The sequence below is a fragment of the Aerosakkonema funiforme FACHB-1375 genome (assembly GCF_014696265.1).
Taxonomy (GTDB): Bacteria; Cyanobacteriota; Cyanobacteriia; order Cyanobacteriales; family Aerosakkonemataceae; genus Aerosakkonema; species Aerosakkonema funiforme_A.
The window spans coordinates 1-13,786 of record NZ_JACJPW010000165.1; the positions used below are offsets into that span (position 1 = coordinate 1).

The window sequence follows — 13,786 nt, forward strand, 5'->3', positions numbered from 1 at the left end:
AATGTGCTGTTACTATTTTTCGCCGCAGATCGAGGGAATATGCTTTCATTAGCTTTGACTACAACAATCATATCTTATTGTACCTCTTTACAGCGGGAACCGCTGTAATAGTTGAATGTCACCATATTGCTGACTAATTTCTTCTTGCCTAATTGCTATCTGTCCGTTACTGTTAATTACTGATACCAGACCATTTAATGCTGATAAAATCTCTATTTTGCCATCTGTTGCTGTCAGAATACCACCATCTATAATAATGTTACCGCCTATTAATGCTAAGCTATTCCCTGATGTTACTTTCAAACCAGATGAGCTAATATCTCTGGTTACTAATTGGGTTTCTTCATCTATTCTTAAATTATGACCTTCACCCTTTACTACAATTTCTCCTGGAGTTGCTCCCAATTGCAAGCCGATCGGAACAGTTACTGTTAATATTGGTGGAGATTGAGGATTGATGGCGCTAAATTGACTACCGTCTTGGAAAATGAAACTATTAGCTGTACTAGCTATAAATGAGCCACCGATGTTTAGGGAGGCGTTACGACCCAAAATTATACCGTTGGGGTTTATTAAAAATAAGTTGGCGCTACCGTTAGCTTGAATTATACCATCAATATTTGATATAGAAGTACCAGTTACGCGACTGAAAATATTTTGGATTGCCTGAGCGTTATTGAAGTAAGCAGTAGCGTTTTCAGGAACAGAAAATTGTTGGAAACTGTGAAATAAATTGTTGCCTGTTTGAGTGCCACCTTCGATAAGCAGAGTGTTACCTTGGGGTGTGACGATGCTGTTGACTGGTAGGGTGGAATCGGGGACGATTTGTGCTGCTGCTGTAGGAGAAAAACAAAGAGTGTAAAAGAAGGAGTAAAATATTCTACTCTTTGTTTTCCATTTGCTTTTAAATAAAGCACATAACCTCAGCATTCGATTCCACCCTTTTCTCAAACAAAGATATTTTTTGGAAGGTTAGCTAAATTTAGTGACCCAGGCATCCATAGACCCAGTATTGCTTCCCCCCAGCGAGCCATTCGTATAGCCTACAACATAGAGATTATCTGTGCTATCAGCTACTACGTTAGTAGCCACATCCGAACCGAAAGTGCCTAACTGTCGAACCCACAACTGGTTACCACGACTGTCGTACTTAGCTACCCAGCCATCAAGCCCACCCGTACCATCTCTTTGCTCTAAAATACCATAGGTGTAGCCTACCATATAAACATTGCCAGCATTATCCACTGTTACGCTACGAGGTAAGTCAGTATTGCCAGTCCCTAATTGCTTGAGCCACTGCTGGTTACCGCTATAGTCATATTTTGCTATCCAAGTATCCGTACCTCCAGCGTTATTTCCTCCTAGAGAACCTGTTGTTTCACCGACAATATAAACATTACCAGCACTGTCAACCGCAACATCGTCAACATTTTCAGGAGCAGAACTACCAAACTGCTTAACCCATTGCTGATTACCATTACTGCCATACTTGGCTACCCAAGCCTCACTATTGCCATTTCCTTGAGGATCGTAAGTGTGACCCACTATATAGATATTGCCATTATTATCAACTTTTGTAGCTACAGCAATATCAGAAATAGAAGTGCCGAACTGTTTTATCCACTGCTGGTTGCCATTATTATCATATTTAGCAACCCAAACATCCACATATCCAGCGTTATTTCCTCCTAAAGATCCAGTTGTGTCACCCACAATGTAGACATTGCCAGCACTATCTACTGCTAGATCCTTCGCGCTATCAGCGCCTGAACTACCGACCTGCTTCACCCACTGTAAAATGCCACTACTGTCATATTTGGTAATTATGGCATCGCCACTATTTTGTCCCTTATAAGTATACCCTAAAATATAGGTATTACCAGCACTATCTACTACTGTACCGCTTGAAGATTCTTCACTACTAAAAGTATCTAACTGTTTGACCTGCTGGCTACCGCTGCTATCATACTTAATTACCCAAGGAGTATAAGATCTGTTATTATTTACATCTTGATTTATGGTTAAACCTGAGATGTAAATATTACCAGCGTTATCAACTGCTGCACCGCTTGTCCTGTCATCACTGGAAGTTCCCCACTGTTTTGTCCATAAGAGTTCTGCGGGTTTATTAATAATTGCAATTCCTTGGGAAAACTCTGAGGTATTTTGATTTGAATCAGTCGCTGTTGCTGTAATAAACTGACCAGCCGGAAGCGCTGTTGGTAAGTTGACAATAAAGTTAGCATTACCACTGCTGTCAGTAGTTACATTTTTAAAACCAACAAACTTCTCGCCTTCACCATAACCGGAAGCATCTAAAGCAGTATTGGAGAATAATTCTATTCTGAAAGTTTTGTTAGGCGTGCTGTTGAGCGTTCCTTGGATAGTTGTGCTGTTACCGTTAGAGATAGCTGAAGCCAATACTGGAAAGTTTTGCAAGTTGTTTGCACCTGTGTCAGTATCTCCGATATCATTAGGTGTTAGGCCGCGAGAACTATAATTATCCCAAAGATCGATTCCTAAACCAGTATTAGAGAATATTGCATTGGATAAAACCGCATTTTTGAGGGTGTTCTTATCTGTTTGTTGTACTCCAATACCTTGATTGAAAGCAATTGTATTACCTGCACCGTTTGCTGTTCCTCCGATCGTATTATTAGAGCCGCCAAAAATAGACACGCCTGCAAAATTGTTACCTAAACCTTGGCTACCAGTAACATCAGTACCAATGTAGTTACCTTGTACTAAATTACCTGTTCCAGAGACGCCACCAATATTAACTCCTGTGTAATTACTTGAAATTAAGTTACGTCCAGCTGGTGATGTTCCCCCAATGATGTTCTTAGGTGCATTACCGATCGATACGCCAGAAGAGGAGTTACCCAAAGCTTTAGTACCTGTGATATCAGTACCAATGTAGTTGCCTAATACCTGGTTATTAGTAGTACCAATATTTTGCAAACTAACACCCATTCCTTTGTTACCTGAAATTATATTCCGTGCCTCAGTAGTTGTTCCCCCGATAAGGTTATTACTTCCACTGCTAATTATTACACCAGTATAGAAGTTGCCCAAAGCAATAGTACCAGTTACATCAGTACCGATGTAATTCCCTAGTATCTGATTTCCCGATCCAATAATACTAACGCCAGCACCATTGGCAGATCCGTTGCTAGATATGATATTACCCGCACCAACAGTTATTCCTCCAATTATGTTTTTGGATGCGTTGTCTGTGATTTGTACTCCTGTAATAGAATTGCCCAAGGATTTTGTGCCAGTAAAATCAGTACCAATGTAATTACCTAATACTTGGTTTCCCGTTGATTTCAAGCTTTGAATAATTACACCGGAGTTATCATTACCCGAAATCAAATTACGTGCTTCACCTACCGTTCCTCCAATTATATTATTGGGGGCATCACTCATAATCAAAATTCCAGAAAAAGAGTTACCCAGATCTTGAGTACCTGTGATATCAGTGCCAATATAGTTACCCTGAACTTGGTTTCCTGTGGCGTTGCTACCATAAATCTTGATCCCGTCAACGTTCCCCGATATAATATTGCGTGCCTCAACTGATGTTCCTCCAATCTTGTTGTTGGCGCTACGAATATCTATACCAGCATAATTGCCCAAGTCTTGAGTACCCGTTACATCAGTACCGATGTAGTTACCTTCAATTAGATTATTACCTTTTGTTTGCAGCGCAATTCCGTAAAGTTGGAAACGATTGATTACCATTCCCCGGACAGTACTGTTACCTGCAGTAATTGTTAAACCATTGGTACTCGAGCCTGCATTACTACCATCCAATTCAATTATCGGTTTGCCAACAAATCCACCCTGAGTAGTTCCATCAATAACCACCGCATCGGTAATTGTTGGTAGTGCTGATGTCGGTCGAATTGTGAAAGCACCCGTACTGGCATTATAACCAGGATCGGTAGCAGAAATATTGAATCGAATTGTATCTTTACCTGGGTTATTATTAGCCCAATCGATCGCACTCCGCAAACTGCCAGAACCGCTATCGTTAGTATTGGTGACAACTGTTGGGCTTGGGTCTGGGTCGTTATCTGCGATCGCTACTGTTCCAGTATTTTCGCTCCCCACGGTGTAAGTATTGCCAGCCGCCAAAGCGAGAATTACAGTCTCATTCCCTTCATAAACTGCATCATCTTTTCCGGCTGTGTTAATAGTAATTGTGGCAGAGGTTTCCCCAGCCGGAATAACCACACTACCGCTAATGCTGTCGTAATCTGTGCCGTTAGTTGCCGTGCCACCAATAGTATAATTCACCGTTAAAGAATTCTTCGTACTACCAGTGCGTGTAACCACAAATTGACCCGGATCGCTATTTTCTGTAGCATTAGTATCGACAGCGCTAATCGTTACCTTCGGCTTAGTACCGTAAACATTCAGTTTCCAAGCATCCAAAATTCCTTGAATTTGATTGCCATTTTCATCAAAAACTTTTAACGTCCATTCACCCTTAGATGATTCGCCCCAATGACGAACGGAATTGAATACCCAGTAATTTTGATCGATATTTGGTTTAAAGATTTGTCCGACATTGGAATCATTAGGAAATTGGGGTCTAGCTAAAACAGATTCTGTGCCATCAGGAGAAGTAAGCACTACTCTTAAATCTTTCCAATTTTTATGGTCTGAATACAGTTCTACCTCGACTTTTTCGGCAGTGATATCTTCATTGAGGCTAATTTGAGAATTTACTCCTGTATCTTGATCGCCATCGGGAATATTTTCGATAACATTCTGTAGATTGGAGCTAACTTTCACTTCTCGATCTACAGGTGTCCAAGTGGCAGCAGTATTGACAGCTTTAAAAGCATCAATTGCTCCAAAACCGTATTTATCATTAACCCAAAGTTTTGCTCCATTTTGTACCCAGCCTTTCTCGTCTTCCGGGTTATTTTTATTAGCAGTTTTAGCAAGAATATGCTGTACGTCACGCCAGCTTAAATTTGGATTAGCTTCTAACATCAAAGCAATTACACCAGATACTAAAGGTGCAGCAGCAGAAGTGCCGCCAAAACTTGTAGTATAATCTCCCGGATCGTAACCATCTGCACCGACTAAATCGGTTGTGGTAATACTTCGTCCTTCTCCAAGGCTACTGGAGTAAGCTGAAACTAATAGTGGTGTTCCTGGTTCGCTGTAGGTAGTTTGCTCACCATCCTTATTGATTGCCCCAACTGCGATGGCATAGCGAGAATTAGCAAAACCATTGTAATTTACATTACCTCCATGTTGTTGATCATTACCACCCGCAAACACGTAAATATTGCCAAGTTGATTTCGACCTGTTTTGACAGCTTGCTCCATTGCCATTAAATTTAATGGCGAAGTCGTAAAGGCGTTTTCTACCTTCCAACTATTGTTGTAAATGTCGATATCTTGGTTTTTGAAAGATAAAGCATCAGCTATTTGTTTATCAGTTACTTGATCTGCAATTAATCGCAGTCCAGCTAAATTTGCTTCCGGTGCTACCCCACTTCCACCAAAGTTGTTATCGCCGCTAGCTAATGCTATTCCTGCTACAGCAGTTCCATGCGGATTATAGGTGTTAAACTCTAGCCACCAGCGATTAAGTTGACCCTTATTTCCCGACGAATCGTCCGCCATTCTTAATTTCCAGAAACCTGATGCCCATTGTTGATTAAAATAATCTAAGCCAGGGCCAGGTATCTTACTTTGCGGGATAAACCGACCCGTAAATGGTGCAACTCCATGATTAATGCGGATAGTTGCTTGGTCATCTAATATGGTATTAATGAAATTGTCACCATCGCCTCCCACATCATCAAATAGTCCAATCTGGTCTTCTGAACCATTTCCCCCCCAGATTCTTCGGGGTGAAGTAAAGCCTAGACCTTCATTTGGATTGTAAATAGGCTCTGTTGGACTCAATAGCGAAGCTTCTAAATCGCTGACGTAGGGATGAGTAATATTTAAACCTACATTAATGTCTTTTACTACTCCAGTTAAAGCAACATCAAGAGGGAAATCTTGCCCCAATATATTATCTTGAATGCGACCTCGCGGTGATAGGCTTAAATCCTTGATAAGAGTAGCCTTATAGCTGGGTAATGGACTATTATCATTTTCGTTGAAATCCCAACTCAAATTTGGCAAGAAACGCTCTTTTAAATCTGGGTGCCTCTCGTAATCAAAGCCATCATCGACAATTCCAATTACAACTCCCTTTCCTCGCACTTTTTGAGATGGATTTCCAGGAAGAGAAATACCCCAAGTCTTCGTAATATTAGCATCTGCACTAGGAAGAAAATCGCTTCGCAAATGCCATTGACTGCCAACTTTTACCACATCTTTTACCAAAGGTTCTTTTTCTGGCTCAGATAACAATGTTACTTGTTTGGGAACTAAGGGATAAGCAAATTCTACGCCTGGAATTGTATCTAATCGCGGCTGTACGATATCAGGAGTATCGTTTTCGGAGAATTTCCAAATATAAGTGTTAGGAATATATCCAGTACTTCCTAAATCTTCAGCGCCAGCAAGTGCAGCTAAATCTAATGAATATCTATCTGGTGTTACCCAAACTACCCATTCTCGCGTTTTGGCTAATTGTTCTGGATCGTATTTTTTTAAATCAGCCGATCGCGCGATCGCAATCTTCACGGAATCTGATAATCCACTATCACCTGGATCTGTAATTACAGAAAAGTTTTGGATATTTCGATCGCTTTCATTTCCTGCTTTATCGCGAGCGATCGCCCACAATTGATAGCGCCCTGGTGTTAGCTTACTCAAATTGTAGTTTAAATCAAACCTTGCCCATCCTTTACTATCAGCAGTAAACCGATCTACCGTGATGGTATCAACTTTTTGGCCATCAATCGTCCCTAGCCAAAAGAATACTTTATCTATATCGTTAGCACCGTCGCGATCGAAAACTTTTGCACCGCTAAAGCTTAATGTTTCACCATTCGTGTATAATGGCATAGTTCTGAACTGTAAAAATTCAGGTTTGTTAATTGGTGGTGGCGCTGGCAGTGGTGGAGGCGGTGGCGGTGGCGCTGGCGGTGGTAAAATATTTTCTACAGTAAAGTTTTGAACTACTTTGTTACTCTCAGCATTTGCTTTATCGTAAGCGAGCGCTTCCAAATTATAATTTCCTGGTGCTAACCCACTCCAAAAGTAATTAAAACTAGCCCATCCATTCCCTTGACTATCAGGTGTAAATACATCGTAATCAAACTCATTCCAATTATTATCATCTTTCTGCAATTTAAAATGTACATTTTTCAGATCGGTGGCTCCATCCTCATCAAAAACTTTACCACGATTTATAGCGATCGAACTGCCTGCTTGGTAAGTTGGCAATAAACTAAACTGCAACAATTGAGGTGCTTTGTTAGGAATTGGTTTGACTGCTTTGGTAACAACAGAAAAGTTTTGAATTATTTCGTTACTTCCTCGATCGAAACTGTCATAAGCAATTGCTTTCATCTGATAATTTCCCACCTCTAACCCACTCAAATTGGTATAACTAAATGTTGACCAACGGTTATCTGTAATATCAGGTGTAAAAGTAGTTACATCGCTAATATCTTGCCAGTTACCGTCATCCTTTTGTAGGCGAAAATCTACTGTTTTAAGGTCACTACTTCCATTTTCGTCGTAAACTTTCCCTGTTAACGTTGGCGTATCGCCAAAATAAATACTTGCTGGTATAGTAAATTCGAGATTCGTTGGTGACACATTGGCAGGCGCAACCTGGAAAGTTTTAATTACTTCATTACTCTCCTGCTTTTGTTTATCGATCGCCACCGCTTTTATTTGGTAATTACCCGGTTGCTCCGGCATCCAAGAATAATTAAATGTAGCCCAATCTTCATCAAAAGTAAAATTGTTAGCAATACTCTCGATTCGGTTCCAATCACTATTATCTTTCTTAAACCAAAAATTTACTTTGTCTAAATCTCCATTTTCATCCCAAACCTTAGCATCTGTCAATTTAATTGCTTCACCCACCTTGTAATTTTGCTGAGTATTAAATTGCAAAAGTTTAGGAGGTGTGTTGATGTAATTACGTAAATCTTCTCCTACTTTTGTATCGCGCCAGTCCTTAGCTGGAGCAATTACTTCATCAAGCTTAATAGCAATTCCTGTTGCACCAGTAACCCGAAAAATTATATCGTTATAATCTTTATCCGAGCCGCTATCAACTCGCTTATCCTCCATCACAAATGTTTTGCCATCACCAATTACATCGGCAATTTGGCCAACATAAAAATCATCTAATGGGTTAGCAGTAGCTATGGAAAATAATGGACGTTTTGCGCCACCAATATTCGGGTTACTAAATACTTCTTGTACGCTACCATTAGGCACAAGCATGAAGCCAAATTTATCCCCTGGTTTCATCGCAAAAGTTTTTATACCTTTATATTCGCCACGATTGTGGTTATCTCCCCAAGGAAAAGTAGGGCTAAATCTTGCACCTTCTGTAGTGTCCGTAATTACTATATGGCCTTCTATAGAATTACTAAGAATTCGCCGCGCTACTTCTTTAGTAAAAGCTTCAGACCCAGGAATAAATGTTTCTATTCCCGTTAGGCTAAATATTCCCAACTCTCCCTGATAACTGCCACCGTCAGTTAAGTAATCAACTCCTACTTGTCCCGTTTGCCCAACAGTGAAAAAGCCTGATTCCACTTCTAACTTCGAGATCGGATCGACTTTCATTGTATAGTTAGTATTCTCGCCAGTTTGAGATAGTTGTAAAAAATACTTACCATCTGGCAAATTATCAATGTTGATAGTTTCAGGATTGGTTATGTTAAATAATCCAGCGTGCAGAGTTTTTCCAAAATTATCTTTAAGTTGCCAATCAACAGGATTACTAATCCCAGTAAGCGATAATTTGAGATAACGAGTATCGGTGAGTGTGAAGCTGTAGGTGTCGTCAGGTTGAGTAACGCCAACCGTATCTTGATTTGTATAAGAGTTATTAAGGGAACCGATATCAAAGGTAGACATTGATGAATCCTTGGTGAGCCGCACAGAGTTTTCATCTAGATATCTGGAAAATTGAGTTGTGAATACGCACCGAAGTAAAAACTTTAATTAATCTTTAAAAAAATTGACTAAAAATGAAATTTTGATGAAGCTGTAATTATAATATCTTTACAAATTATTTATTTTAGGGCTTAAAAGTTGACAAATTAGCCTAAATGTGATATTTTTAAGCCTACAGCAAGCTAAACCTTCGCAATCTAAAACAATTGCAAAAAAAATGATCGATATTGAGTTAGGCCAAGTCAAACTTTATTTTGGCAATCAAATTTCGCAAGTTATCAATAGCATATCCTACTTCCAAATCCGAGTCCTCTTGTAATTTAATTAAGATTTGTTTTAACTGTTCTTGCAAACTGCTCTGGTTGCGAACTACTTGCCGTAAGTTTTCAAGGATTTTTTCGATTGTTGTTTGATTTTCGCTTTCAGGTTCCTTGTTATTTTCTAATTCAATTTTCAAGCAATAACGTTTAATAAGTGCCAATTTTTCTTTATTTACATTTCTAATTAATCCGAGAATTTCTGCTGTTATTTCCTCTACCAACTGATTTTTCACAAACTCCATTACTACTGGTGGTAGTGTAAAACCAGACGAGGTTTTCTCGATTAGCGATCGCCTTCCTAGAGATTCCAAAGCTTCAAATAACTTCAATTCGGATATTGGTATCCAAATATTAGTTTTCAAGTCGGTTAGAAAAATAGGATACCCTACAATTGCCAGCCAATTAGCAATTTCTTTTTCCAACTCTGATAACCGCTCGAATTCTTCTTGGATTAAGTCTCGCATATCTCGCAATACCAAGGTGGGGCGCTGCTTGAGAAATTGCAGCACGCTGCCACAAAATACTTCTTGAATCGTAGTAGAGACGATTTTCAAAGCAAGGGGATTACCCCGATATAGTTTAATTAGATTTCCCCATTTTGGTTCATCTTTTAGCCGCTTCGATTTTAAAATTTCGGCAGCTTCATCATCCTTCAAACCAGCCAGTTGCCACGAACGAACTGGAAGGTTTTCTCCTTCTTCCAAAGCAATTTCGCGCGGTTTTTCTGTACTGGTAAGAATCAGACAACTCTGGTGCGGTTCTTCTCCTAATCGCCGCAGCAGTTCTCCATATCCTTTGTATTTTTCCTCGTAATGTCCGGCAAAATCTCCGCGTCGGAGAATGGTTTCTAAGTTATCCAAGATCACCAAACAACGAGAAGCTTTGAAGTGTTCCAGTAACAGAGAAATCCGCTCGTCTAAACTTTCTGGTAAAAATGGTTTGCGTTGGTGAGATAAAAATTGCAGTAAGTTGCCAATAAAATCTCTTGCTGGTGTTGTATGACGCAGCGATCGCCAAATCACGCAGTCAAAATTATCCTGTAGTTGTTGCGCCAGCTTCACCGATAAGGCAGTTTTGCCAATTCCGATCGTCCCCAGTAGCGCCACTACTCGGCAATGTTCCTCGACAATCCAATGCGATAGTTGCGTTAAATCTTCGCTACGACCGTAGAAAATAGAAACATCCGGTGCTTCACTCCAATCTTGACGCGATTGTGCGATCGCAGTTTCACCGCTCGCAGGTTCCGTTGATACATCAAAATTAAATTGCTTTTGCTCTTTTTGGTATAAAGATACGAGGATTTGTTGCAATTTGGCTAATTTTCCCGGCCCAGCGCCAGTAATGCGAAATTTTTTGTAAACTTCGCCTAATCTTTTCCGGACAGCTTCCGGTCTAATGTCCAGTTTAGTTGCGATCGCCAAAATCGATTCGCCCTCCAAAGCTAGGGACAACGCCTCTAGTTCCGTCTCCGATACGCCTTGGGAGCTTGCTATAGCTTTCAGAAAATCTAAGGGAATCAAAGTAGTACGCTCACTCTAGCCGATGATATTTTATTATATTCTTATAAGTGAGTAATTAGCTGCTGTGGAGATATTTCTCACTTTCATTTTTTGCTTTAAGGCTTCTCCCAGCCAGCAGAATCTCCTCCCGAACAAATCGGGCAGTTGGCGATCCTCCATCTTTCTTTTCATCCACCGCCACCAGACTTTACATTTCGGGCTTGACAAAAATCAGGTTTCACATTTAAATAATCACTTAAGTGAATGGAATGAGATTTGGCAACAGCCTGCACCTACTTCTCAAGGTGCAGGCCAGACACTTTCATGGAGGTAGAGGGTGGTTCGGATTCGCGAAGTTGTCCAACAAGCTTTGAAGACGGGTTATCTGACCGTGGAAGCAGAAGCGCAATTGCGGCAGTTATTAGCTTCTAAATACGACTCGGAAGATTTAAACGCTTTTATGAAGTTGCAGCAAGCAGCGATGAGGGGTTATGTGAGACAAGCTTCACGGGAATTACTTTACTCTCGGCGAGAGTGCCCTTAATTTTCCACTGTTTCCCAAGTCTAATCCTTTTGGAGCTATCGACAATGAAAAGTTTATTTATTCCTTCTGAAGTTGAAGTTTTCCCAGAACCTGTTATTGGTACGGTAGACAAGGTAATTTCACCTCAGAAACCCGGACGAGTTAGGTGTTTGGGTAGCTGTTGGCCTGCTCAATTATATCAAGTGAATTGCCAAGCAACTATTCTGCCAGAAGAATCGGTGAATATTGTTGCCATTCAAGGAATTACTTTGCTTGTCGTCCCTTTAATTTCTCATTGCTCTAGTTGAACTGGCGCACTGAAGATGAGGATAAGGATAAATAAGATAATGTCTGCGATCGCGTTGCTCTGAGTTTAGACAAAGTTATTAGTCGAATCTTCAACTTTTCCCTCCCTACGCTGGGGCGGCAAAGGTCGATCGCTCCTACTCAACAACCTCTCATAAGCCTGCTGGTAGTGATACTCATCTATCCAAGCATGATAAGTCTGAATGTGAATCGCCACCGAATGACCCATCTGCTTGGCCGCCAGCGACACCTCCAATCCGTACTGGATACTTCTTGCCGCCCAAGCATGGCGAAGATCATAAGGTTTAAACTCCATACCCTGCCGTCGAAAATATTGACATACCCTATGTCCCAACTCCTTATTACTTGCAGCGTTGACGTTGGGTACTGCCACATCCATCAGCGACCATTCTTGGACCCATTCCGGATGCAGCGGCCAAACTTTTCTTTCTCCAGTTTTTCCCTCCAACACCTTCACCACCCCCGACCCTTTCTGAAAATCTACCAAATCCAAATGAAACACCTCATGCGGTCGCAGCCCATAAGTCGCTATCATCCCGAAACACCACTGCCACGCCCTTTTTGAGAGCTTCTCGTACCAAAATAATATCGCTTCATCGCTTGGTAAATTTCGTTTCTGCACTTTTGTGGGAGAATAATCCCCACTAAACCTTTTGGCATCGAACTTAAAATCGGCGAATTCTACCAACTTATCCAACGCCATACACACCTTCTGCCGCATTCGAGTAGAAGGCGGCACAGACACGATCGCATTCATCAATATTTCTTTGGATAAATAAGAAGAAAGCGGTAATTTACTATACACCTCCACATAATTTGTTTTCCACGTTGAAATTGACTGTGGATTTTTAGCGCGACCGATAAAATAATCTTTCTCTAATTCGCTCACCCATTCTCCAATCGTCTTATTTTCTCGTCCGACCCCGGTATGACGTAAATAAGGCCACCAAGAAAACTCCCCTACGGAAAGAAGCCCTCCTACTTTGCGGGCTTCTTTTTCTGCCGTCCTCATCCCAGCCGATGTCGCTTCAATCCCCAAAGCAATTTCCTGCTGATGCGGTTTATCTTTGTTGCTACCCGGACGCGGCGGCAAAGTTCCTCGTAAATACAACCGATTGCCTTTTTGGATAATCGTTACTCCAATTTGGCCAGCCTTCAATCTTTGATTGACTGCACTTAATTGATTTGACGGAGAAGGAGAACTCATTTGACATTTTTTGTTCATTCTAGTATAATTACCAACAAATATTTCCTATCGCAGCCAACCCTACTAGCGATCGCGAGTTAAAGATATAGAATCGGGAGAGGGAGTTGGCTTAAGTAATCGTGTCAAAAAAACCATCTGTTGGGCTACGCTGGGGCGGAATACCTACTGATGGGGGTGGGGACTGGAAAAAGCGTAATTATAGAGTGCCTGCCATACATATTGGGCCAGCAGATGACAGGACGACAGGCGATCGTATGCGTGGATAACTGTACCCTACGCGATACGCGCTATCGCGCACGCTACGCGAACGCATCATGCAAGACTTTCCTACTTTACCTGTTACCCACGTACCGATTTATCAATCTTGGCCACTTTACAACCTGGATATTTTACCACCTGGCGTACCGCCACCATCTCTAGCAGAACTGAAAGCAGAGCAATGGCGCAGTTATGCTTTTAATTTGGATAGAGTCGATCTTGTGGTAGTTAACCGCCAATTTTTAGTCAATCTGCTCGATCGCGGCGAGATAAATCCAGCGAATGTAGGATTATTAATAATTGACGAAGCGCACCATGCTAGCGCGGCTTCCTATACCAAGATTATCAATTACTTTAATTCCAGTTTGTTAGTATTTTTAACAGGCTCTCGGTTTCGTTCCGATAGCAAACCGATTCCGCATATTCAGTATACGACTATAGAAGATACATCGGAAACTGGACAAATAATAACACGGTAAGTAGTCGGACAAAAGTAATCGACACTGTATGAACTTTTGTTAAGGCACTTGCAGGAGTGCGATCGCTACCCACGGATAGTACAAATGTATTGTAAAAATTGACA

Annotated in this window: 7 protein-coding genes; 3 read left to right on the plus strand and 4 right to left on the minus strand. The window is 41.0% G+C overall.

Annotated elements, in window-relative coordinates; genetic code table 11:
• Positions 1 to 87 precede the first annotated feature (87 nt).
• The 3 genes from H6G03_RS34765 to H6G03_RS34775 all read right to left on the minus strand — a co-directional run bounded on the left by H6G03_RS34765 (position 88) and on the right by H6G03_RS34775 (position 10,909).
• On the minus strand, positions 88 to 930 hold the full coding sequence (locus H6G03_RS34765) for a filamentous hemagglutinin N-terminal domain-containing protein (RefSeq protein WP_190475072.1): 843 nt from the start codon (positions 928 to 930) through the stop codon (positions 88 to 90).
• Positions 931 to 972: 42 nt separating this feature from the next.
• Positions 973 to 9,030, minus strand: coding sequence for a S8 family serine peptidase (locus H6G03_RS34770; protein ID WP_190475074.1), 8,058 nt, complete (start codon positions 9,028 to 9,030; stop codon positions 973 to 975).
• A 271-nt stretch (positions 9,031 to 9,301) separates the two neighbouring features.
• Complete coding sequence (locus H6G03_RS34775; RefSeq protein WP_190475076.1) at positions 9,302 to 10,909, minus strand: helix-turn-helix transcriptional regulator; 1,608 nt, start codon at positions 10,907 to 10,909, stop codon at positions 9,302 to 9,304.
• 316 nt (positions 10,910 to 11,225) lie between these two features.
• On the opposite strand from H6G03_RS34775, the gene H6G03_RS34780 reads away from it, so the two are divergent.
• On the plus strand, positions 11,226 to 11,432 hold the full coding sequence (locus H6G03_RS34780) for a hypothetical protein (protein WP_190475079.1): 207 nt from the start codon (positions 11,226 to 11,228) through the stop codon (positions 11,430 to 11,432).
• Between the two features lie 44 nt (positions 11,433 to 11,476).
• Positions 11,477 to 11,719 (plus strand): NfeD family protein, encoded by a 243-nt coding sequence (locus tag H6G03_RS34785; RefSeq protein ID WP_190475081.1) that lies wholly within the window; start codon positions 11,477 to 11,479, stop codon positions 11,717 to 11,719.
• A 65-nt stretch (positions 11,720 to 11,784) separates the two neighbouring features.
• Here the strand turns inward: H6G03_RS34785 and H6G03_RS34790 are convergent, their stop codons facing one another.
• Positions 11,785 to 12,945: a tyrosine-type recombinase/integrase gene (locus H6G03_RS34790; RefSeq protein WP_190475083.1), complete on the minus strand. Its 1,161-nt coding sequence runs from the start codon at positions 12,943 to 12,945 to the stop codon at positions 11,785 to 11,787.
• A gap of 314 nt (positions 12,946 to 13,259) precedes the next feature.
• Here H6G03_RS34790 and H6G03_RS34800 point away from each other — a divergent pair, with 314 nt between their 5' ends.
• The gene (locus tag H6G03_RS34800) at positions 13,260 to 13,682 is read left to right on the plus strand and encodes a DEAD/DEAH box helicase family protein (protein ID WP_190475088.1); all 423 of its coding nucleotides are present in this window, start codon (positions 13,260 to 13,262) and stop codon (positions 13,680 to 13,682) included.
• The last annotated feature ends 104 nt before the right edge of the window (positions 13,683 to 13,786 follow it).

Bases quoted from the DNA above. Each gene is read 5' to 3' on its own strand.
- H6G03_RS34785 (WP_190475081.1), top strand. From the start codon at position 11,477: ATGAAAAGTTTATTTATTCCTTCTGAAGTTGAAGTTTTCCCAGAACCT.
- H6G03_RS34770 (WP_190475074.1), bottom strand. From the start codon at position 9,030: ATGTCTACCTTTGATATCGGTTCCCTTAATAACTCTTATACAAATCAA.
- H6G03_RS34800 (WP_190475088.1), top strand. From the start codon at position 13,260: ATGCAAGACTTTCCTACTTTACCTGTTACCCACGTACCGATTTATCAA.
- H6G03_RS34790 (WP_190475083.1), bottom strand. From the start codon at position 12,945: ATGAGTTCTCCTTCTCCGTCAAATCAATTAAGTGCAGTCAATCAAAGA.
- H6G03_RS34765 (WP_190475072.1), bottom strand. From the start codon at position 930: ATGCTGAGGTTATGTGCTTTATTTAAAAGCAAATGGAAAACAAAGAGT.